Origin of the sequence: Peptoniphilus phoceensis (assembly GCF_001517665.2) — a bacterium.
GTDB lineage: Bacteria > Bacillota > Clostridia > Tissierellales > Peptoniphilaceae > Peptoniphilus_A > Peptoniphilus_A timonensis.
Genome location: NZ_LN999809.1, coordinates 446,324 through 467,454 on the forward strand (window position 1 = coordinate 446,324; position 21,131 = coordinate 467,454).

25 protein-coding genes are annotated in these 21,131 nt (G+C 29.3%); 21 read left to right on the forward strand and 4 right to left on the reverse strand.

What is annotated here, in order from left to right; genetic code table 11:
• The first annotated feature begins 35 nt into the window (after positions 1-35).
• The 6 genes from BN3657_RS06340 to BN3657_RS06365 are packed head-to-tail and all read left to right on the forward strand — an operon-like array spanning position 36 to position 6,069.
• Positions 36-647 carry an epoxyqueuosine reductase QueH gene (locus BN3657_RS06340; protein WP_062552234.1) on the forward strand — a complete coding sequence of 204 codons (612 nt, stop codon included), beginning with the start codon at positions 36-38 and terminating at the stop codon, positions 645-647.
• Complete coding sequence (locus BN3657_RS06345) at positions 644-1,810, forward strand: CapA family protein (protein ID WP_062552235.1); 1,167 nt, start codon at positions 644-646, stop codon at positions 1,808-1,810. Before BN3657_RS06340 ends, BN3657_RS06345 begins: the two co-directional genes overlap by 4 nt.
• Positions 1,807-2,496, forward strand: a complete 690-nt coding sequence (locus BN3657_RS06350) for a tRNA1(Val) (adenine(37)-N6)-methyltransferase (protein WP_062552236.1) — start codon at positions 1,807-1,809, stop codon at positions 2,494-2,496. The genes BN3657_RS06345 and BN3657_RS06350 overlap by 4 nt, the downstream gene beginning before the upstream one ends.
• On the forward strand, positions 2,493-3,287 hold the full coding sequence (gene rsmI, locus BN3657_RS06355; protein ID WP_062552237.1) for a 16S rRNA (cytidine(1402)-2'-O)-methyltransferase: 795 nt from the start codon (positions 2,493-2,495) through the stop codon (positions 3,285-3,287). Before BN3657_RS06350 ends, rsmI begins: the two co-directional genes overlap by 4 nt.
• The gene (locus tag BN3657_RS06360) at positions 3,284-4,228 is read left to right on the forward strand and encodes a DNA double-strand break repair nuclease NurA (protein ID WP_062552238.1); all 945 of its coding nucleotides are present in this window, start codon (positions 3,284-3,286) and stop codon (positions 4,226-4,228) included. The genes rsmI and BN3657_RS06360 overlap by 4 nt, the downstream gene beginning before the upstream one ends.
• Before the next feature lie 8 nt (positions 4,229-4,236).
• Positions 4,237-6,069 (forward strand): ATP-binding protein, encoded by a 1,833-nt coding sequence (locus tag BN3657_RS06365; protein ID WP_062552239.1) that lies wholly within the window; start codon positions 4,237-4,239, stop codon positions 6,067-6,069.
• A 41-nt stretch (positions 6,070-6,110) separates the two neighbouring features.
• Here the strand turns inward: BN3657_RS06365 and BN3657_RS06370 are convergent, their stop codons facing one another.
• Positions 6,111-6,413, reverse strand: coding sequence for a GIY-YIG nuclease family protein (locus BN3657_RS06370; protein ID WP_019138256.1), 303 nt, complete (start codon positions 6,411-6,413; stop codon positions 6,111-6,113).
• On the reverse strand, positions 6,414-7,022 hold the full coding sequence (locus tag BN3657_RS06375) for a regulatory protein RecX (protein ID WP_062552240.1): 609 nt from the start codon (positions 7,020-7,022) through the stop codon (positions 6,414-6,416). It abuts the gene before it with no gap.
• Between the two features lie 126 nt (positions 7,023-7,148).
• Here BN3657_RS06375 and BN3657_RS06380 point away from each other — a divergent pair, with 126 nt between their 5' ends.
• The 12 genes from BN3657_RS06380 to BN3657_RS06435 all read left to right on the forward strand — a co-directional run bounded on the left by BN3657_RS06380 (position 7,149) and on the right by BN3657_RS06435 (position 17,477).
• Positions 7,149-7,589 (forward strand): FHA domain-containing protein, encoded by a 441-nt coding sequence (locus BN3657_RS06380; protein ID WP_019138258.1) that lies wholly within the window; start codon positions 7,149-7,151, stop codon positions 7,587-7,589.
• A gap of 4 nt (positions 7,590-7,593) precedes the next feature.
• Positions 7,594-8,859, forward strand: a complete 1,266-nt coding sequence (locus tag BN3657_RS06385) for an FtsW/RodA/SpoVE family cell cycle protein (RefSeq protein ID WP_062552241.1) — start codon at positions 7,594-7,596, stop codon at positions 8,857-8,859.
• Positions 8,852-10,294, forward strand: a complete 1,443-nt coding sequence (locus tag BN3657_RS06390; protein WP_062552242.1) for a peptidoglycan D,D-transpeptidase FtsI family protein — start codon at positions 8,852-8,854, stop codon at positions 10,292-10,294. The genes BN3657_RS06385 and BN3657_RS06390 overlap by 8 nt, the downstream gene beginning before the upstream one ends.
• 4 nt (positions 10,295-10,298) lie before the next feature.
• A complete protein-coding gene (gene ispD, locus BN3657_RS06395; RefSeq protein ID WP_074017849.1) occupies positions 10,299-11,000 on the forward strand; it encodes a 2-C-methyl-D-erythritol 4-phosphate cytidylyltransferase in 702 nt (233 codons plus the stop codon).
• Complete coding sequence (ispF, locus tag BN3657_RS06400) at positions 10,997-11,473, forward strand: 2-C-methyl-D-erythritol 2,4-cyclodiphosphate synthase (RefSeq protein WP_062552243.1); 477 nt, start codon at positions 10,997-10,999, stop codon at positions 11,471-11,473. The genes ispD and ispF overlap by 4 nt, the downstream gene beginning before the upstream one ends.
• Entirely contained in the window at positions 11,474-12,127 is a 654-nt protein-coding gene (fsa, locus tag BN3657_RS06405) for a fructose-6-phosphate aldolase (protein ID WP_062552244.1), read from the forward strand. It begins immediately after the preceding gene.
• A 1-nt stretch (position 12,128) separates the two neighbouring features.
• The gene (gene glpX, locus BN3657_RS06410; RefSeq protein WP_019138263.1) at positions 12,129-13,094 is read left to right on the forward strand and encodes a class II fructose-bisphosphatase; all 966 of its coding nucleotides are present in this window, start codon (positions 12,129-12,131) and stop codon (positions 13,092-13,094) included.
• 8 nt (positions 13,095-13,102) lie between these two features.
• Positions 13,103-14,533 carry a transcription termination factor Rho gene (gene rho, locus BN3657_RS06415; RefSeq protein WP_062552245.1) on the forward strand — a complete coding sequence of 477 codons (1,431 nt, stop codon included), beginning with the start codon at positions 13,103-13,105 and terminating at the stop codon, positions 14,531-14,533.
• 141 nt (positions 14,534-14,674) lie between these two features.
• Positions 14,675-14,878: a 50S ribosomal protein L31 gene (gene rpmE, locus BN3657_RS06420; protein WP_005956574.1), complete on the forward strand. Its 204-nt coding sequence runs from the start codon at positions 14,675-14,677 to the stop codon at positions 14,876-14,878.
• A gap of 42 nt (positions 14,879-14,920) precedes the next feature.
• A complete protein-coding gene (prmC, locus tag BN3657_RS06425; protein WP_062552246.1) occupies positions 14,921-15,751 on the forward strand; it encodes a peptide chain release factor N(5)-glutamine methyltransferase in 831 nt (276 codons plus the stop codon).
• An 8-nt stretch (positions 15,752-15,759) separates the two neighbouring features.
• Positions 15,760-16,827, forward strand: coding sequence for a peptide chain release factor 1 (gene prfA / locus BN3657_RS06430; protein WP_062552247.1), 1,068 nt, complete (start codon positions 15,760-15,762; stop codon positions 16,825-16,827).
• A 107-nt stretch (positions 16,828-16,934) separates the two neighbouring features.
• Positions 16,935-17,477, forward strand: a complete 543-nt coding sequence (locus BN3657_RS06435; protein WP_062552248.1) for a rubrerythrin family protein — start codon at positions 16,935-16,937, stop codon at positions 17,475-17,477.
• A 125-nt stretch (positions 17,478-17,602) separates the two neighbouring features.
• Here BN3657_RS06435 and BN3657_RS06440 read toward each other — a convergent pair whose 3' ends face one another.
• On the reverse strand, positions 17,603-18,280 hold the full coding sequence (locus tag BN3657_RS06440; protein ID WP_062552249.1) for a hypothetical protein: 678 nt from the start codon (positions 18,278-18,280) through the stop codon (positions 17,603-17,605).
• The gene (locus BN3657_RS06445; RefSeq protein WP_062552250.1) at positions 18,237-18,680 is read right to left on the reverse strand and encodes a hypothetical protein; all 444 of its coding nucleotides are present in this window, start codon (positions 18,678-18,680) and stop codon (positions 18,237-18,239) included. Before BN3657_RS06445 ends, BN3657_RS06440 begins: the two co-directional genes overlap by 44 nt.
• A gap of 232 nt (positions 18,681-18,912) precedes the next feature.
• Here BN3657_RS06445 and rpsB point away from each other — a divergent pair, with 232 nt between their 5' ends.
• The 3 genes from rpsB to pyrH all read left to right on the forward strand — a co-directional run bounded on the left by rpsB (position 18,913) and on the right by pyrH (position 21,123).
• Entirely contained in the window at positions 18,913-19,686 is a 774-nt protein-coding gene (rpsB, locus tag BN3657_RS06450) for a 30S ribosomal protein S2 (RefSeq protein WP_019138271.1), read from the forward strand.
• A gap of 71 nt (positions 19,687-19,757) precedes the next feature.
• Positions 19,758-20,402: a translation elongation factor Ts gene (tsf, locus tag BN3657_RS06455; RefSeq protein ID WP_062552251.1), complete on the forward strand. Its 645-nt coding sequence runs from the start codon at positions 19,758-19,760 to the stop codon at positions 20,400-20,402.
• A gap of 16 nt (positions 20,403-20,418) precedes the next feature.
• On the forward strand, positions 20,419-21,123 hold the full coding sequence (gene pyrH / locus BN3657_RS06460) for a UMP kinase (RefSeq protein ID WP_019138273.1): 705 nt from the start codon (positions 20,419-20,421) through the stop codon (positions 21,121-21,123).
• The last annotated feature ends 8 nt before the right edge of the window (positions 21,124-21,131 follow it).

Below are 21,131 nucleotides of genomic sequence, written 5' to 3' on the forward strand. Positions count from 1 at the left end.
GACTAGGCAACTAGTCTAATTTTATAGGTGATATTTTGAATAAAATAAATTATAACTTGGAAATGGAAAAAGTAATAAAGAAAATAGATAAGGAAAATAAGCCTAAACTTCTTTTGCATTCATGCTGTGGACCTTGTTCTTCTGCAATCCTTGAAAGAATAGAAGAATACTTTGACATAGATGTATTTTATTATAATCCCAATATTGATAGCGAAGAGGAATTTTACAGAAGATCAGATGAACAAATAAAACTTGTAGAAGATCTTGGTTTTAAAGAAAAAATTTCAGTTAAAGTAATAAAATATGACCACGAAGAATTTTTAGACTATATAAAGGGATTTGAAAAATATAAAGAGGGTGGAGCAAGATGCTTTAAATGCTATAGACAAAGGATGGAAAAGGCAGCAGAATTTGCATCTATAAATAATTATGATTATTTTACAACAACTCTTTCAATTTCCCCTCACAAGGATTCACAAATTCTAAACAGATTAGGAAAATTTTTATCAAAAAAATATAAAGTTAAATATTTATTCTCTGATTTTAAAAAGAAAAATGGTTTTAAAAGGTCAGTAGAATTGACCGATGAATTTAACATGTATAGGCAGGATTATTGTGGGTGTGAATTTTCAAGGAGTAAATTTTGAAAAACATAAAAAATATTTTTATTATTTCTCTCTTATTTTTTCTTGGATTTGGACTTTATGTAACTTATAAAAGTGATTTTAATTTATCTCAAGAAAGTACTATTGTTAAAAATAATAAGGTTGATGAAAAAATAGAAGAAGATAAGTCACAAGTAACTATTCTTGCTATGGGTGACATGATTTTTCATCAACCAATAGTGAAAAATTATAGGAGTAATGAAGCTTATGATTTTACTCCCATTTTTTCCAATATATCAGCGGAAATAAATGAAGCTGATATAGCTGTTGCAAATTTTGAAGGTTCAGTTAATTCTAATAGAAAATTATCTGGATTTCCTCTTTTTAATTTCCCAAAAGAATCTATTTATTCCTTAAAAAATGTTGGTTTTGATTTAATGTCCACTGCAAACAATCACGCACTTGATACAGGACTGGAAGGGGTGGCGGAAACTTTAGCACATATAAATGACAGTGGAATGAAATCATTTGGGACTTTATCAGAAGATGGTGAAAAGGGAATTGTTGTAGAAAAAAAGGGAATAAAGATTGGATTTATTTCCTTTACTGATACTTTAAATGGAATGGATTCTCTCATGCGTGACAAAGAGTATTCCGTAAACACTTTTTCCCAAGATTTTGAGAATGATATTAAACTTCTAAAAGAAAAATCTGACATTGTAATTGTTTATCCTCATTGGGGAAATGAATACCAATATCACCCAAGTGACAGGCAATTATTTCTTAAAGAAAAATTACAAGAATCTGGTGCAAATATAATTTTGGGCTCTCATCCTCATGTTCTTCAAAGATATCAAGTTGAAGAAAGAGATAATAATAAATTTTTTACAATTTTTTCTATGGGCAATGCACTTTCAAATCAAAGAGTTGAATATCTGAAAAAGTCTGGTGTAGATACAGGTGCTCTTGTTAAGTTAGTAATTGAAAAAGATAATATCAAGGGTGAAACAAAGTTAAAATCTTATGGAGTGTATCCAACTTATGTAAATAGGTTTTGGGCAAATGGAAAACTTAATTACGATTTAGTTAAGTTAGAAGACATAATACCTGGAGGAAAACTAAGCGAATCAATTGATGGGAGTTTACAAAATTCTGCTAATGATAAATATAAAGAAGCCTTAGGGGTTCTAAAGGGAGAAATATGAAAAAAGATCAAGTTCCTGGAACAAAATATATAATTTATCAAGATGATAATGAATTTAAATATACAACTGATGCTCTTATACTTTCTTCCTTTGTAAAAGCAAGCAATAAAATTATAGACCTTGGTTGTGGAAATGGGATTTTGTCTTTAAGATTGGCAGAAAGATTTAATGAAATTCATTCTATTGACATAAATAAAAATGTACTTTCTAATTTTAAAGAGTCTCTTAAAGTTAATGATTTAGAGGATAAAATAAATATTAAAAATAGAAATATATTTGAATTAAAAGATGATTATGAAACAAATTATTTTGATGCAGTTGTATTTAATCCACCTTATTATAATTATGAAAATATAAAATTTAATAATATAGCTGCTAAACATTTTTTTGACATAGAAGAAAGTCTTTTTATAATTAATTATCTTTTAAAAAATTCTGCTTATTTATATATAATTTATCCAAGCTATAGGCTAGCTGAACTAATCTATAAAATCAATTTAGCAGGTCTAAAAGTGAAGCATATAATTAACATTCACGGAAATACAAAAAAGGAAGCAAAAACTTCTGTTATTATTGCTAGAAAACAAGCTAACTTTGGAAATGATTTTAGAGATTTTTACATAAAAAATGGCGAAAAATATTCAGATGAAATGAAAAAAGTTTATAGAAATGAGGTAATTTTGTGATTTATTTTTGCCCAACTCCAATTGGAAATTTAGGAGATATCACTCTTAGAACAATAGAAATTTTAAAGTCTGTTGATATAATTTATGCAGAAGACAAAAGAGTAACTCTAAAACTTTTAAATCATTACGATATTAATAAAGAATTAAGGACTTATCACAAGTTTAATGAAGCTGAGATGTCTGAAAAAATAGTTAATCATATAGAAGATAAGGATATTGCTCTTGTGACTGATGCTGGAATGCCAGGTATTAGCGATCCTGGTGCAGTCTTAGTAAAAAAGTTAATAGAGGAAAAAATTGATTTTAGAGTTTTACCTGGTGCAAATGCAGCACTAACCGCTTTAGTTTTATCAGGCCTTGATACTGATCATTTTCTTTTTTACGGTTTTACTTCAAGTAAATCAAGTGGCAGAAAAAAAGAATTTGAATCCTTAAAAGATTTAAAATTTAGTTTGATTTTTTATGAAGCGCCTCACAGGATAAAAGATTTTTTAAATGATCTTTACAAAGTTTTTGGAGAAAGAAAAATATCTATTTCTAGAGAAATTACAAAAGTTTTTGAAGAAACAATAAGGTCAACTACTTCAGAAATTTTGGAAAAAGAAATTACTGAAAAGGGAGAATTTGTTATTGTTGTTGAGGGCAATAATGAGGAAGTTACTTATGACATAAAAAGTCTTCTTAGAGAAAAATTAGAAACTGGAATGAAAAAATCTCAAGCAGTTAAAAAAATTTCTAAAGAATATAATATTCCTAAAAATGAGGTTTATAAGGAGAGTTTAGACCTATGATAAATTTAAAAGATCTTGAAGGTCAACTTAAAGATGTAAACTTAAATTTAAGAAACAAATATGATTTTATTTTCAAATTCGATAATGATGAATTTCAAAGTGAACTTATTAAAAATGTGGGAAGACTTATTGAAATGGAAAAATTCCCTAAAGAAAAGTTAAATAAATTTAGAAGAACAGTTGGAGTTGATGGTTCTAACAACATGTCTGGAGGAGCTTTTCCTCATTTTATTGAGATTTTTCAAGGACTTGCCAAGTGTACAGACGGAAATGAAATATATAGGAATAATGTTTATACTCCAACGCTAAATGAAATTTATGATGATAAAAATCTTTCACAAAAATATTTAGCAACTATAGAAATAGAAACAGCTCTTGAATATATAAGCACTTATGAATTTGATTATCTCATGATGGATGGAGGATTCATAAGATATAAAATAAACTGTCTTGATTTATTTAAAGAGCTTAGAGAAATTTGTGAAGAAAAAAATATAATTTTATTTGGTGTAATAAAAGACTTAAAAACTAATGTAATAGCAAGAAGCCTTGATATTGATGAGAGTATTTACGACAGGGAGATTTTATTTAATAGACTTAAAACTGGAGAAGGTCTTTTAATACGAAATGAAATCAATAAAAAATTTATAAAAGATGGTTTGGGGGAAGGTTTTTCTTCAGCTTTTATGAGAACATCAAAATTCCCTGGAGCAATAGGAGTTGATATACTAGACACTCAAGAAAGGCATCTGGAAGAAATTTGCAGTTTAATTTATACCTTAACGCCAATGTCATCAAGAGGAGTTCCTTTATGGCTTGATATTGTAGATAAAGATGTTAAGATAACTGATGAAATTTTAAAAACTCTTTTGGAGGAATATCTTGATAGGGATGTCTATGAAAGATTTTTTATTTCTGAAAGAGATAAGAGAACTTTATAGGAGGAAAAATGAAAGTACTTGGAGTTACGACAACAAGAGAAGTATATATTGGTTCTAAGGATAAAAATTTTAGGAACAATGAGTTTTTAATAGTTGAAGATCCAGTTCAAGGTGATATCATTGGTGAAGTTGTTGATTCACAAACTTTTAACCGTTTTATTCCTCTAGATATTGGTGGAGATTTTATAGATAGTGATGTTTTATCTTCTCTGGGTTCAATGGGCTATGATGTTGGGAACGAAACTGTTTATGTAGCAAAACTTAGATTTTTTGAAGAACTTTTATACCCACCTTTGACAGGAAGTGATTTGAGAACTCCTGAATTTAATGAAATAAAAAATCTATTAATAGATAGTCTTCCTAAAGAATCTCTTAAACTTGGTTCAATTAAAAATACAGATAACATAGCAAAAGGAATGGATGATGTTTATAAGGATTTATTTTCTATTTTTCAAAATAATGAATTTATAAAACAAAAAGAACTTCCTTATTTATTTGATTACAAATCAATGCACCAATATCCTCACATAGGAGTTTTTGGAGGCTCTGGTAGTGGTAAATCTTTTGGACTGAGAGTTATCTTAGAAGAATTAATGGAAATGGGAGTTCCAGCAATTGTAATGGATCCTCATTATGAAATGGACTTTACAAATAATTCTGATATATCTAATAAAAATTATACAGACAAATTTAAGTGTCTTGAAATTGGACTGGATACTGGTATAAAATTTCAGGAATTGCAAAAAAGAGATTTAAAAAATTTACTAAATGCAGCTTCACCTCTAACTGATTCAATGAATAATGTAATTGATGTAATGCTTTCTAAAGGAGCCAGTTTTGAATCTTTTAAAAATAAATTAGATATGCTTTTAGAAGGTCAAGAAATAGGATCAAGAGACAAAATACTTGCAGAAATTGCTGCAGAAACAGATCAATCTATAAGAAATCGACTAGAAGATGTTTTAGATATATATGAAAGATATGACAAAACTTGTAACTCAATGAGTGTACGTGGAGTTTTGTGGCGACTTATGACTTTACAAAATGAAGGTATATTTTCTCACAACATAGATGAACTTTTAGATTTATTAAAAAGAAGAAAATTGGTTGTTCTGCAAGGCTCAACAAGGATGATAAATGTTTTTTCAACTTATCTACTGGCAAAATTATATTATTTGAGAAAAGAATATAGAGATGAACTTTATAGAAATAATGTAAAAGTAGATTATTTTCCACCTTTTATAATTATTACTGATGAAGCTCACAATTTTGCACCAAAAGGTTTTGATACACCATCAAAGAGTATATTGAGAGAAGTGTCACAAGAAGGAAGAAAATATGGAGTATTTTTAATTCTTGCAACACAAAGGCCTACTCTTCTAGATGAAACAATAACAGCACAATTAAATACTAAATTAATATTTAGAACTGTTAGAGCATCTGATATTGATACAATTAGAGAGGAAACTGACCTTTCCTCAGATGAAACTAAAAGGCTTCCTTATTTGAGTTCAGGTGATGTTTTTATTTCTTCTGCAAAGAAAGGAAGAACATCTTTTGTTCGAATTAGAGCAGCTAATACAGTATCTCCACATACAGAAAATCCTTTTGATGAACTGACATCACATGATGATGAAATTTATGAAAAATTTTTTGCTGATGTAAAAGATTTACTTCCAATTGATAGTTCTAATTTAAATGGTGTGCTTGTTAATTACAATAAAAAGACTGGAGAAAATCTTTCTTACGACGAATTTAAAAATAAATTGGACTCTTTGTGTGAAAGAGATTTTATAGAAAAAGAAGACAATTTCTTAACTGAAATGTATAAGGTAAAATAAAAAAACTGGTCTAGGTTTTACTTAACTTAGATCAGTTTTTTCTATTTTTTTGCATTCGATTTATTAATTAAATATAAGTCGTATAAGTCTTGAAGAGATTTTTTATTTTCAATAATCTTTATTTTATCATCTCTATTTAAGCTTTTTATAAAATATTCTTTTTTTAGGGCATCAGATTTGTCCTTGCATTCTTCGCTAAAGACCATCTTGACGGGAAGTCTTGCAGATGTATACTTAGAAGCCTTTCCGCTGTTATGAGTTTTTAATCTTTTTTCTAAATTCACAGTGTAACCTGTGTATAAGCTATTGTCCGCACATTTTAAAATATAAACAAAAGCTTTCATTTATTCACCACTTAGATAATCATCAAAAGTAAAATTTATAATTTCGAATTCAAATCCACGACCCTGTAAATAATTTTTTACTGAATAAATTTTTTTAGGGTCGCTTTCATTTTTGGATATTCTTTTTTTTACGAGTTCGAGAGCATTTTCATACTCCAACTCATAGTCATAATTTTCCATAATTTTTTCTATAATATTTTTATCGATACCCTTAGACATCAGCATATATTTAGTTTTTATTTTCCCATATTTTTTAATATTCATGGCATCATTTAAATATCTTCTAGCATAATCTTCATCGTTGAGATATTTTTTTTCTTCTAAAATGGGAATTATGATGTCAATGATTTCTCTTTGAATTTTATTTTTGTAGAGATGATCAATTAATTGTTTTTTTGTTTTATTTCTTTGCAAAAATTTGTAGGAAAGTAGAAGGGCTTCTGATTTTTCATTTTCAAATTTCAAATTTTCAACAAACTCTTCTTCAACTTCTTGTCCCTTGTATAGTCCAAAATTTACTAAAGTATCTTCAGAAATCTTAATTTCCTCGCCAGAATCAAAAGTAATATTAAATTTTTTCTTTTCAAAACTTATATTTGAGATAATCATTTTATCACCAGATTTATTTTAACATAAAAATGGAGATTGCCCAATTCATCTTATTTAAACAAAATAATGGAAAAATTTTTTTAAAAAGTATATAATGAGATAGAGTTTTAGACAAAGAGGTGGAATATGTTTGAATTGATCTCACAAGTGTTGAGATACGTTTTTATAATCTTAATTTATCTTTTTATTTTTAGTATTTTAAGACTAATGTATCTTGATGTAAAAAGTATGACAAGCGGGGGAGGCTCCCTTGATGATGCTTATTTAAAAGTGGTTAATAGACTTGACTCCTTGAATTTCAAAATGCAGGAATATTATGTCATTGAAGGTGACATAAGTCTTGGTAGAAGTTCGAGAAATGACATTGTTATAAAAGATAAATTTGTAAGTAAAAATCATTTGTTAATTCGTGAAAAAAATCAAAGATATTATTTGGAGGATTTGGGTTCTGCCAATGGGACTTTCTTAAATGGTGTTAAAGTAGACTCTAATGAGTTTATAGAACTTCAAAATAATGACAAGATTGGCGTTGGATTTATCCAATTTATTTTTGTAGATAAAAGGTGAAATTGTGTTAGATAAAATTTTTAAACAGAGAAAACCTAGAAATCTTTTATTGATTTTTGAAATTCTAAGTATATTGCTATTATTTACCTTTAACAACAATAATATTGATAGGTACATAATAATTTTATTTTTAGGATTAATATTAATAGTCTATATATCAAATTTGGTACTAGGAAAAGTTTCTTCTGGTGACAATTATATTTTTCTGATAGTATCCATGCTTTTAAGCCTTGGAATTATAACCATATATAGGTTATCACCTAAACTTGGACTTAGACAACTAATTTGGGTTTTAGCAGGTATACTTGTTTTTTACTTAACCTACTTTATAATTAGGGCAATGAGAAGACTAGAATATATGACAGGTCTTTATTTGGGACTTTCTATTTTATTTTTCTTACTCACAATTATTCTTGCTCCTTCAAAATATGGAGCCAAAAACTGGATAGAAATTTCTGACAGTATAACTATTCAGTTATCTGAATTTACTAAAATTTTAGTGATTTTTTTAATAGCTTCTTTTTATACAACTTTCCAAACAAGATTAAAAAAATTAAATTATAAATATACCTCATATTACTTAATGGCAGTAATATATATTTTTGTGGGATTTTTATTTATACAAAGAGATCTTGGAACAGCAGCTATTTTTATTGCAATATACACTCTTATTCAATATATATATGATGAAGATAGAAAATCAATTTTAGTTAATATTGGCCTTATGATCTTTGGCTCAGTAGTTGGATTTTTCTTGTTTTCCCACGTCCGAAGTAGAGTCGATATTTGGTTAAATCCTTGGACTGCAGATAAAGTTGTAAATTCAGCAAGGCAAATCGTCCAATCTTTATTTGGAATTGGTGAAGGTGGATTTATAGGGCAAGGTATTGGTCTTGGATACCCTAAACAAATTGCTTTTGCTTATTCTGATGTGATTTTTTCTGCAATTTGTGAAGAAATGGGAGTGCTAACAGGAATAGGAATAATAATGCTCTACATGCTTTTAGTTTATAGAGCTATAAAAATTGCTTTAAATCAAGAATATCTTTTTTATAGAATTCTTGCTTTATCTGTTGCAATATTATTTACAGTTCAAGCATTCTTAAATATTGGTGGTGTAATTAAACTTATACCTATGACAGGACTTACTTTGCCATTTATTTCTTATGGTGGAAGTTCCTTGATTTCAAGTTTTGTTGCGCTTGGTATTTTACAAGTTACAAGTGAAGATTTATCATACAAATATGATAGGGGATTAGATAATGAATAGTAAAGATAATAAAAGAATCTTAGTTTTACTAGTTTTTTTAATGATTTTATTAGTTGCTCCAATTGTTTATTTGACATATTTCACAGTTTTTAAGGCAGATGATATTGTAAAACATCCGGCCAATAGAAGAAGTGAACTTAGAGAAAATTCGGTCAAGAGAGGAACTTTTTATGATAGAAATCATGAAGTGCTAGCTTACTCTAATGGTGAAAAATATAATTATCACAGAATTTATAATCAGCCTATTATTTATTCTCATATAATAGGGTATTCAGATAAAATTGTCGATAAATATGGGCTTGAAAAAGAGTTAAATGACTATTTAGTTGGAAAAGAAGGCTCTAAATTATTAAAAACTTTTAAGTCAATAATAAATAAAAATTACGATCCTTATACTGGTGATGATGTAACTTTAACAACGGATACTGATTTACAAGAAAAGACTAGATCTGTATTATCAGCTAACTCTGAAAAAGGGTCTGTAGTAATGATGAATCCAAAAACTGGTGAAGTTTTATCTATGGTATCTCTTCCGGATTTTAATTCTCAAAATATTGCAAAAGATATGCAAAAAATTAATGAAGCAAATAATGGAGCCTTATTCAATAGTTCTACAAAGGGTAAGTTTGCTCCAGGTTCAGTCTATAAAATCGTTACAACTACAGCAATATTAGAATCAGGAATTTCACAAAAGTATACCGATGAAGGTTTGGAAAAAATTGACAATGGTAGAGAATTTAAAAATGCAGGAAATAAAATTTATGGTAGGGTAGATTTAAGAAAGGCATTTACAAATTCACTTAATACTTATTTTGTCAGAAAATCTGTGGACATGGGAATTGATATTATGGGACAGGTTTCTGAAAAATATATGATAAATAAAAAAGTTGATTTTGAACTTCCTCTTGAAACTTCTACATGGACATTTAAAAGAAGTGATTTTGATAGGACAGCTCTTGCTGCCGGTGGTATTGGACACGATACAATTTTAGTTACACCTCTCGAAATGTGCATGGTAGCTTCAACAATTGCAAATGATGGTGTAATGATGCAACCTCATATTGTTAAAAGAATTGATTCTTCTGATGGGAAAAATGTAATTAGAAATACTCCAACTGTTTTAAGTGAAGTAACTTCAAAGGAAAATGCTGATCAAATTACAAAATACATGGTAAATGTTGTAAACAATGGTACAGGAACTGAGGCATATGTCTCTGGTGTAAAAGTTGCAGGTAAAACTGGTACTGCTCAACTAGACTTAAAAGAGGGTACAAACAACGCTTGGTTTGTAGGTTTTGCTCCTGCAGATGATCCTCAAGTGGCAATAGCAGTTGTAATTCCTAATATTAAGGATTATGGTTCTCAAGCTGCCGCACCAATTGCTGGGGAACTTCTAAAGTACGCAATTAATAATTTACAAATTGAAGAAGAGTGATCAAGTGTATAAGGAAAAATTTGTTACTGCTATAGTAGCTGCAGCTGGTATGGGTAAGAGAATGAAAATGGGTATTAATAAACAGTTTTTAGCAATTGATGGAATTCCAATTTTAGCTCATACAATTAAAAAGATAGAAAAATCTAAGTATATTGATTTTTTACTCCTAATCGTAAAAAAGACTGACATGCGTTATGTGGATGATATAATAAAAAAATATCAAATCAACATGGAGTATAAAATTGTTTATGGAGGCAAGGAGAGGCAAGATTCTATAAACAATGGTCTTTTAAATATGCCAATAGAAACAAATATAGTTTTAACACATGATGGTGCTAGACCCTTTGTATCAGTTGATAAAATTGATGAAGCAATTGAAAATGTTCTTGATACTGGTGCTTGTGTTTTGGCTAATCCTGTTAAAGATACTATAAAAGTTTCAACTGATGGTAAATTAGTAGATTATACTCCAAATAGAGATAGACTTTGGCAAGTCCAAACTCCTCAAGTTTTTAGAAAAGAAATTTTAATTAAGGCCTATGAACAAGCTTATTCAGAAGGGTATTATGGAACTGATGATTGCTCTTTAGTTGAAAAAACAGGGGTTAAGGTAAAACTTATCTATAATTCTTACGATAATATAAAGATAACAACAAGAGAAGATTTATCTATAGCAAATATTCTAGTTAAGAAGGTGAATACATGAGAATAGGAATTGGATATGATGTTCATAAATTGGTAGAAAATAGAAAGTTATTTATTGGTGGTATTGAAATACCTTATGAAAAAGGACTTCTTGGTCACTCGGATGCTGATGTTCTTATACACGCAATAATGGATTCTATTTTGGGAGCCTTAGCTCTTAGAGATATTGGATACCATTTTCCAGATAATGATAATGAGTTCAAGGATATTGATTCAAAAATTCTTTTAAAAAGAGTTTTCGAAATCATGAAATCTAAAAATTATAAAATAGGAAACATTGATTGTGTCATAGCTTGTCAAGCTCCAAAGCTTGCTAGCTATATTGAAGAAATGAGAAAGACCATAAGCATTATATTAGATACTGATATAGAAAATATTTCTATAAAAGCAACTACTACTGAAAAATTAGGTTTTATTGGTAGGGGAGAAGGGATATCTTCTGAAGCTGTATGTTTACTTGAAAGGGATGATTAAATGAAGTTTTTTATTGATACTGCAAATATCGAAGAAATTCGAGAGATTAATTCTTGGGGTGTTTTATCAGGAGTGACAACAAATCCCACTCTAATTGCAAAAAGTGGTGGAGTTTTTGAGGATGTAATAAAAGAAATTTCTGAAATAGTTGATGGAGATATTTCTGCTGAAGTAATTTCAACTGATTTAGATGGAATGCTTAAAGAAGCAAGAGAACTTGCAAAAATATCAAAAAATATCGTAATAAAAATTCCAATGATTGAAGAAGGATTAAAAGCAGTAAGTATTTTAAGTAAAGAAGGTATAAAAACTAATGTAACTTTAATATTTTCGGTTTCACAAGCCCTTCTTGCAGCAAATGCAGGAGCAACTTATGTTAGTCCTTTTATGGGAAGACTCGATGATATAGGAGAGTCTGGACTAGATTTAGTTAAAGACATTTCTCATATATTTGAAACTTATGATTATGATACACAAATTATAGCTGCAAGTATTAGACATATTAAACATGTAGAAGAAGTTGCAAAAACTGGAGCTGATGTGGGAACAATTCCTTATAAAATATTTAAGGAAATGATAAAACATCAACTAACAGATAGTGGATTAGAAAAATTTTTAGAAGATTTTAAAAATGTAAAGACAAAGGAGAAATAAGATGGACAGAAATTTAGCACTAAACTTAGCAAGAGTAACAGAAGCAGCAGCACTTTCAGCAGGTAAATGGCTTGGAAAAGGTGATAAAAATGCAGCGGATGGTGCAGCAGTAGATGCAATGAGAAGAATGTTTGATACAGTTGACATTGACGGAACTGTAGTTATAGGTGAAGGAGAAATTGACGAAGCTCCTATGCTTTACATCGGAGAAAAAATTGGTACAAAAGAAGGGGAAGAACAAGTTGACATAGCAGTTGATCCTATAGATGGAACAAACTCAATTGCTAACGGCACAGACAATTCAATTGCTGTTCTTGCAGTTGCACCTAAGGGATGTCTATTAAATGCACCTGATATTTATATGGATAAAATTGCTTGTGGTCCTAAGGCTAAGGGTCTTATTAAACTAGATGATTCACCAACAGAAAATATTAAAAGAGTTGCAAAAGCATTAAATAAAAACATTGACGATATTGTTGTAGCTGTACTTGATAGACCTAGACATGAAGAATTAATAGATGAAATTATTTCTATTGGTGCCAGAGTAAAAAAAGTATCAGATGGAGATGTTGTTACAGCAATTGAAACTTGTTATGAGGATTCTGGAATAGATCTTGTAATTGGTCGTGGTGGAGCTCCTGAAGGAGTAATTGCTGCTGCAGCCTTAAAATGTTTGGGAGGAGATTTCCAAGGAAGACTTCATCCAACTGATGAAAAACAAGAAGCAAGATGTAGAGATTTAGATTCAGATTTACAAAAAATCTATTCAATTGAAGATTTAGTAAAAGGCAATGAAGTTATTTTCTCAGTAACAGGTATTACATCTGGTGAAATCCTAGATGGAGTTAAATACTACGGAGATAATAAAGCAAAGACTGACACACTTGTACTAAGACTTCCTAGTGGAACTCAAAGGTTTATAAAATCAATTCATTCACTTGATTTAAAACCTGATTATGCTAAATAATTTTTATCATGTCAAATAATAATGAATTAAATAATAAATCTATTGATGATTTGAGAAATATTTCAAGGTCTTTAGGTTTAGAAAATTCTGAAAATTATGATTATGACGAACTAAAATATTATATTGAAAATGGAAAGATTCCAAATTCTTTTTTACAGCTTGAAAATTTAAAGGATTTAAAAGTCACTGAATTAAGAGAACTAGCTAAAGAATATGGTATAGAAAAACCATATTCTTTAAAAAAAGATGACCTTTTAAAAAAAATCAAATCAAAAAAAGAATCAGAAAAGATAGATAAACTAGATATATCTGACAATGCTGCTGAGACTTTAAAAAATCTTGATGATAAGAATTATGTTAGGGGTATTTTAGATTTACACCAAGATGGCTATGGTTTTTTAAGGACAATAAATTATCTTCCAAGCGAGGAAGATATTTATGTATCCCCATCTCAAATAAGAAAATTTAAACTAAGAAATGGAGACGAAATACTTGGAATAAAATCTCCTCCAAAGGATGGGGAAAATTTTAATGCTCTCTTATATATTAAGTCTGTGAACGGTATACATCCTTCAAAAATAGTAGACAGACCTTTTTTTGATAATTTAACTCCTATTTATCCAAAGAAGAAAATTAATTTAGAAACAGAAGATACGGCCATGAGAGTAATTGATTTATTAGCTCCAGTCGGTTTAGGTCAAAGAGGACTTATTGTTTCACAGCCTAAGTCAGGTAAGACAACTCTTCTTAAAAAGATTTCTAAATCAATAAATATGAAATATCCAAATCTACATTTAATTGTTTTATTAGTAGATGAGAGACCAGAAGAAGTAACAGATATGAAGAGATCTGTTAACGGAGAAGTTGTTTATTCAACTTTTGACGAAAATCCAAAAAACCACACTAGAGTAGCTGAAATGGTTATAGATAGAGCAAAAAGGTTAGTTGAAAATAAAGAAGATGTAGTTATACTTTTAGATTCACTTACAAGACTTTCTCGTGCTTATAATTTAGTAACTCCAACTAGTGGAAAGACTTTATCTGGAGGACTAGATCCCTTGTCACTTCACAAACCAAAGAGATTTTTTGGAGCAGCGAGAAATATTGAAGAAGGCGGAAGTCTTACTATACTTGCAACTGCATTAGTTGATACTGGTTCAAGAATGGATGATGTTATCTTTGAGGAATTCAAGGGAACAGGTAATATGGAACTTCATCTAAATAGAAGCCTTTCTGAAAAGAGGATTTTTCCAGCAATAGATATTTTAAAATCAGGAACTAGAAAAGAAGAATTACTTTTAAACAAGAAAGAACTTTCCTTCAACTATGATCTTAGAAATAAATTAAGTGAAGAAAATATTGAAGATGTCACAGAAAAATTTTTAGACAAGATTTCAAAGACAAAAGACAATGAAGAGTTTTTAAAAAATAAGATCTAGGTCTATTTTTATTCTCTAAATCTTGAAATATCATAATAATTATTGTATAATAATTAAGCAAATAGTTGAGTTTGCATAAAGGTAAAAATTGTGTTATAATATTAAAATTGAGTTATAAAATAAGTTTAAGGGGGCTAAACAATGAAAAAAGGAATTCATCCAGATTATAAAGAAGCTACAGTAACTTGTGCATGTGGCAATACTTTTAAAACAGGATCCGTTAAAGAAGATTTAAAAGTTGAAATTTGTTCAGCTTGTCATCCTTTCTTTACAGGAAAGCAAAAACTCTCTGATCATGGCGGAAGAATTGAGAAATTCAATAGCAGATACAAGAGAAATAAATGACAATGAGGTTAGCCTGGCTAACCTTTTTTATTACTTAAATTTATGAAAATTTACGAAGCCTTAATAGAAGGTAGAAAGTATTTAAAAGAATTGGAATACACTAATCCAATTTATGAAACGAGAAGAATATTAAGCGATTTATTAAATAAAGATTTATCCTATTTGGTTGCTCATGATAAGGATGAATTAGAGGAATCAATAGAGAATAAATATTTTGATATATTAAAGAAAAGAAAATCAGGAATGCCTCTTCAATATATTTTGGGAAAAGAAGATTTTTATGGTAGAAGTTTCAGAGTTTTGGAAGGTGTTCTAATACCTAGGTCGGATACTGAAATCTCAGTAGAAAAACTTTTAGAGATTATAAAAAATAATAATATTTCTAATATGCTTGAAATAGGATGTGGATCAGGTATTGTGAGCATAACTATTGATCTTGAGGCAGATATCAAAGTAGTTTGTGTAGATATTAGTCCCAAAGCTTTAGAGAATACTAAAATAAATAAGAAAATTCACAATTCTAATATTGAAGTAAAAAAAAGTGACTTATTTGAGAATGTAAAAGAAAAATTTGATTTAATATATTCCAATCCTCCATATATAAAGACAAATGAAATTAATAATTTGCAAGTGGAAGTAAAAGATTATGAACCTAGACTTGCTCTTGATGGAGGATCTGACGGATTAGATTTTTATAGACAAATTATAAAAAAAGCTCCAAATTATTTAAATGAGAATGGATTTTTGGTATTTGAAATAGGTCATGATGAAGCAGAAGATATTCTTGAATTAATGGAGAAAAACTTTATAGTAGAAGTTTACAAGGATTTGAATAATTTAGATAGAGTAATCCTTGGTCAATTAAAGATGTAGGTGTAAATATGTACGAAAAACTTTCAGTTTTTGAAGATAGATTAGTTGAATTAGAAAAAGATCTTAGTAACGTTGAAGTTATTAATGATTCTAAATTATATCAAAAAAAGGCAATTGAACACGCAGAAATAGAACCAATTGTTACTAAATATAGAGATTATAAAGAAACTTTAAATACATTAAATGAAAACAAGGAATTGATAAAAGAAAAATTAGATGATGATTTTAAAGATTTGGTTAGAGAAGAGATCAATGAAGGAAGCAAAAAAATTGAAAATCTTGAAAATGAACTAAAAATTCTTTTAATTCCAAAGGATAAAAATGACAGTAAGAATGTTATGGTAGAAATTCGTGCTGGTGCAGGTGGAGATGAAGCAGCTCTATTTGCAGGAGTTCTTTATAGGCAATATGTAAGATACGCTGAAAGAAGTGGTTTTAAAGTCGAAACAATTTCTTCTAATGAAATTGGAATTGGTGGTTATAAAGAAATTGTCTTTATGATTATTGGTGATGGTGCTTATTCTAGGCTTAAATATGAATCAGGAGTCCATAGAGTACAAAGAGTTCCTGAAACAGAAAGTGGAGGGAGAATTCATACTTCAACTGCCACAGTAGCAGTTTTACCAGAAGCTGAAGATGTTGATATTGAAATTGATCCAACACAAATAAAATTTGATGTATTCCGTGCATCAGGTAATGGTGGACAATGTGTAAATACGACAGATTCTGCAGTTAGACTAACTCATATTCCAACTGGAATTGTAATATCATGTCAAGATGAAAAATCACAACTTAGAAATAAAGAAAAAGCGATGAAACTTTTAAGGTCTAAACTTTACGACTTAAAATTACAAGAGCAAAATGAAAAAGAGTCAATGGAAAGATCTTCTCAAATTGGAACAGGGGATAGATCAGAAAGAATAAGAACTTATAATTATCCTCAAGGAAGAGTAACTGATCACAGAATTAATCTAACATCACACAAAATTGATGCTATTAACGATGGAGATCTTGATGAAATCATTGATGCTCTCATAACATATGATCAAACACAAAAAATTGAAAAAATAGGATAATAATTAATATTTATTTAATATATTTTTAATACACTATTTGATTTTTTATTAATATTATTCTATAATAATGGTGGTAGTTTTATTATTAAATTTATGGGGGTAATATTATGAATCAAATGACAAGCGACAATTTAAGATCAGCATTCGGCGGAGAATCACAAGCACGTACTAGATACAATATCTGGGGAGATGTAGCAGAAAAAGACGGATTCAAAAACGTAAAAAGACTTTTCGACGCAACTTCTGATGCAGAAAAAATTCACGCGACTCTACATTTCAAGGCTCTTAAAGACGTTTCAGGAGATTTTCCTGTAACATCAATGGCTGGATTTGGAATTAACTCTACTTCTGAAAACCTTGAAGGCGCAAAGAATGGAGAAATTTTCGAATCTACTCAAATGTATCCAGCTTTTATCGCAGTTGCAGAAATGCAAGGTGAAAAAGAAGCTGTTAAAGCTATGAAATATGCAACAGCTGCTGAAGAAGTACACGCTAAAAGATTTGAAGCTGCTAAAGAAGCAGTTGATGCTGGTAAAGATTTAGAAGTAGAAAATATCTACTTATGTCCAGTTTGCGGATATATTACTTTTGAAGAAGAAGAGAAATGTCCAATTTGTGGATGTGCAGGAAGCAAATTTGTTGCTTATTAATTTTTGTTAAGGAAAAACTCTCCAAATTAGTGGAGAGTTTTTTTTATGAAAAAGTCAGTGTCTTGTAACTTACTTTTTTCTATAAAATTTTCCAGTTCTTTTTATTGATAGTTTGGATTTTTATTTTAACCAAATGATTTAAACAACTCTACAAAATTACTATCGGGACTAAAAAATGGAAGATTATTTTTAGAATCAGAATTTTTTTCTATTCTAAGAATTTCATCATTAACAAAAATAAGTATATTGTATTCAGATTTTATTTCATTGCCCTTATTATTTGAAATATTAACTTTTATTTTGTCTCCATCAATCTTATAAAATCCAAAATATTTATTTATGTGGTCTAAACTTTTATCATCAATTTGGTAAAATTCCATTTTTCCGTCATAATCTTTGTTTGAATTATCCTTATTAAAATCAAAATACCAATCCTTATAAACCCAAGTTGTATCATCTAGTTCCTTATCACTTAAATTTCTCCATCCAGAATCGATAAGGAAGGCTCTAATGGCATCAACTCCATTTTCTCCATATTGTGTGAAATCTAAAAAATCTTGAGTATTTTTTAAATCATCATTATCTAAATTCCAAAGCATTCCTGGATTCCAATTTGTAGGCTCTTGATGTTCAGGTACAATATTTATTTCTATATCAGGAAATTCGAGAGAATCAGATAATATTAAAATAGGATCAGCAGTGTCTTTTCTGTATAAGACTTCATCGCCTATTAAATTAAAATCTTCAGAAATTTTAAGACTATTTACAGCAAGAGAAGCATTTTTGTCCGCTGATACTATCAAATAAGCTTGACCATATTTTTTTTTCTTTAGAAATAATATTTTCAAATGGAATTTCTTTAATAAAAGGATAATCTTTAACTAATTTAGGGTTATTAGCTTCAATCCACTTTTGAAAATTTTTATCTAGTTGATTTTCTGTAATACTAAGATAAGCAACAGCAAATTTTTTAGATTTATTATTCAAATTTTCTCTTAACAAATCTAAAGAATTATTTTCTAATTCTTTGATTTCTTCTTTTGTTTTTTGATCTAAATTATTCTGATTTTCTTTTATATTTTCTTGAACTATCTTGTTTTCTTTAAAATCATTTATTTTACTAGCTCTTACTGCCTGATTTTTACAAGAAACTAGAAGTGTTGCGAGTTGAATTATCAAGGTTAAACATAAAAATTTTTTCATAATTATCCCCCAAACAAAAATATATTAATATATTATCAATATTTTACAATAAAATGAAAAATTTTAATATTAAATTGTCCATAAAATAAACAAAATATTGATAATTATAAAATCCTATGGTATACTTTTATGCGGTAAGTAATACACACATTTTTTGATATCAATTGAGTTGCCAATTTGGTCCTTTTGATAGATGATGAAAATGGAGGAAAAAAACACGGAGGTGGCTTAAATGTCAGTAATTTCAATGAAAAGCTTATTAGAAGCTGGTGTTCACTTTGGACATCAAACTAGAAGATGGAACCCTAAAATGAAGAGATTTATATTTACCGAAAGAAATGGTATTTATATAATTGATCTTCAAAAAACTGTTAAAAAAGTAGAAGAAGCTTATGATTTCGTAAGAGAAGTTGCAGCTAATGGTGGAGAAGTTCTTTTTGTTGGTACAAAAAAACAAGCCCAAGATGCAATTGAAAAAGAAGCTACTAAATGCGGTATGCCTTATATTAACCAAAGATGGTTAGGTGGACTTTTAACTAACTACAAAACTATCAAGAATAGAATTGAAAGACTTTACAAATTATATGAAATGGAAGAAAATGGAACATTTGATGTTCTTCCAAAAAAAGAAGTTGCTCAATTAATTCACGAAAGAGAAAAGCTTGAAAAATTCTTAGGTGGAATTAAAGAAATGAAGGGTATGCCTCAAGCGCTATTTGTAGTAGATCCTAAGAAAGAGAATATAGCAGTAAAAGAAGCTCATATTTTAGGAATTCCTGTTATTGGTATCGTTGATACAAACTGTGATCCTGAAGAAGTGGATATTCCAATTCCAGGAAACGATGATGCAATTAGAGCGGTAAAACTTATTACTGAAACAATTGCTAATGCAGTTATCGAAGGAAAACAAGGCAGTCAAATTGAAGATACAGATTATGATGAATCCGCTCAAGAAGTTTCTGAAGAAGAAGCAGTTGAGGATGAAAAGTCAGCTATAGAAGAGTAAAGATATTTCGAGAGTTCTAAAGTAATCCTTTAAAACTCTCTTTTTTTAAAATAAATAAGGAGTGAATTAAAATGGCTATTACAGCAGCATTAGTTAAAGAATTAAGAGAAAAAACTGGCGCAGGTATGATGGACTGCAAGAAAGCTTTATCAGAAACAAATGGTGATATGGATAAGGCAGTAGACTTCCTAAGAGAAAAAGGACTTGCTTCTGTTGCAAAAAAATCATCAAGAATTGCTTCTGAAGGTATTGTTGAATCATATATTCACGGTGGAAGAATTGGTGTTTTAGTAGAAGTTAACTCAGAAACAGATTTCGTTGCTAAAAACGAAGAATTCCAAAACTTTGTAAAAGATATTGCAATGCAAATCGCAGCAGTTGCGCCAAAATATGTTAGTCGTGAAGAAGTTCCTGCTGAAGAAGTTGAACATGAAAGAAATATTTTAACTGAACAAGCTAGAGGAGAAAATAAACCTGAACACATTATTGAAAAAATGGTTGAAGGTAGACTTGAAAAATTCTATGAAGAAATTTGTCTACTTGATCAAGATTTCATTAAAGATTCAGATAAGAAAATTAAAGATATACTAAATGATTTAATTGCTAAAATTGGTGAAAATATTAAAATCAGAAGATTTGTTAGATTTGAAGTTGGTGAAGGTCTAGAAAAAAGAGAAGAAGACTTTGCTGAAGAAGTAGCAAAACAAATAGGATAACAAATTGGAGGAGTAAATGCCAAAATATAAGAGAATTGTTTTAAAACTCAGCGGAGAAGCATTAGCAGGATCAAATACAGTTGGAATTGACATGGATTATGTCAATCTAATTGCAAAGCAAGTTAAGAAAATTTATGATTCAGGAGTAGAAACTGGTATTGTTGTTGGTGGCGGAAACTTTTGGAGAGGACGTGACGAAAACAATATAGATCGTGCTACATCTGATTATATGGGTATGTTAGGAACTGTAATGAATGCTTTAGCATTGCAGGACTCTTTAGAAAAATTAGGCGTTATTACTCGTGTGCAAACTGCTATCGAAATGAAGCAAGTTGCTGAACCTTATATTAGAAGACGTGCTATTAGACATTTGGAAAAAGGCAGAGTAGTTATATTCTCAGCAGGAGTAGGTAATCCTTACTTCTCAACAGATACAGCTGCTGCGCTTAGGGCTGCAGAAATAGATGCAGATGTGATTTTACTTGCTAAAAAAGGTGTAGACGGTATCTATGATTCAGACCCTAATATAAATCCAGACGCTAAAAAATTCGATGATCTAACTTATAGGGAAATTTTAAATAAAAATTTGAAAATTATGGATGGCACTGCAACAACACTTTGTATGGATAACGATATTCCGCTTAAAGTTTTTGGAATAGATGAAGAAGATGCAATGTATAAAGTTGTATGTGGCGAAGAAATTGGTACTAATGTTAAATAGGAGGATAT

Bases quoted from the DNA above. Each gene is read 5' to 3' on its own strand.
- BN3657_RS06350 (WP_062552236.1), top strand. From the start codon at position 1,807: ATGAAAAAAGATCAAGTTCCTGGAACAAAATATATAATTTATCAAGAT.
- BN3657_RS06360 (WP_062552238.1), top strand. From the start codon at position 3,284: ATGATAAATTTAAAAGATCTTGAAGGTCAACTTAAAGATGTAAACTTA.
- BN3657_RS06365 (WP_062552239.1), top strand. From the start codon at position 4,237: ATGAAAGTACTTGGAGTTACGACAACAAGAGAAGTATATATTGGTTCT.
- BN3657_RS06370 (WP_019138256.1), bottom strand. From the start codon at position 6,413: ATGAAAGCTTTTGTTTATATTTTAAAATGTGCGGACAATAGCTTATAC.
- BN3657_RS06375 (WP_062552240.1), bottom strand. From the start codon at position 7,022: ATGATTATCTCAAATATAAGTTTTGAAAAGAAAAAATTTAATATTACT.
- BN3657_RS06380 (WP_019138258.1), top strand. From the start codon at position 7,149: ATGTTTGAATTGATCTCACAAGTGTTGAGATACGTTTTTATAATCTTA.
- BN3657_RS06390 (WP_062552242.1), top strand. From the start codon at position 8,852: ATGAATAGTAAAGATAATAAAAGAATCTTAGTTTTACTAGTTTTTTTA.
- ispF (WP_062552243.1), top strand. From the start codon at position 10,997: ATGAGAATAGGAATTGGATATGATGTTCATAAATTGGTAGAAAATAGA.
- fsa (WP_062552244.1), top strand. From the start codon at position 11,474: ATGAAGTTTTTTATTGATACTGCAAATATCGAAGAAATTCGAGAGATT.
- glpX (WP_019138263.1), top strand. From the start codon at position 12,129: ATGGACAGAAATTTAGCACTAAACTTAGCAAGAGTAACAGAAGCAGCA.
- rho (WP_062552245.1), top strand. From the start codon at position 13,103: ATGTCAAATAATAATGAATTAAATAATAAATCTATTGATGATTTGAGA.
- rpmE (WP_005956574.1), top strand. From the start codon at position 14,675: ATGAAAAAAGGAATTCATCCAGATTATAAAGAAGCTACAGTAACTTGT.
- prmC (WP_062552246.1), top strand. From the start codon at position 14,921: ATGAAAATTTACGAAGCCTTAATAGAAGGTAGAAAGTATTTAAAAGAA.
- prfA (WP_062552247.1), top strand. From the start codon at position 15,760: ATGTACGAAAAACTTTCAGTTTTTGAAGATAGATTAGTTGAATTAGAA.
- BN3657_RS06435 (WP_062552248.1), top strand. From the start codon at position 16,935: ATGAATCAAATGACAAGCGACAATTTAAGATCAGCATTCGGCGGAGAA.
- BN3657_RS06445 (WP_062552250.1), bottom strand. From the start codon at position 18,680: ATGAAAAAATTTTTATGTTTAACCTTGATAATTCAACTCGCAACACTT.
- rpsB (WP_019138271.1), top strand. From the start codon at position 18,913: ATGTCAGTAATTTCAATGAAAAGCTTATTAGAAGCTGGTGTTCACTTT.
- tsf (WP_062552251.1), top strand. From the start codon at position 19,758: ATGGCTATTACAGCAGCATTAGTTAAAGAATTAAGAGAAAAAACTGGC.
- pyrH (WP_019138273.1), top strand. From the start codon at position 20,419: ATGCCAAAATATAAGAGAATTGTTTTAAAACTCAGCGGAGAAGCATTA.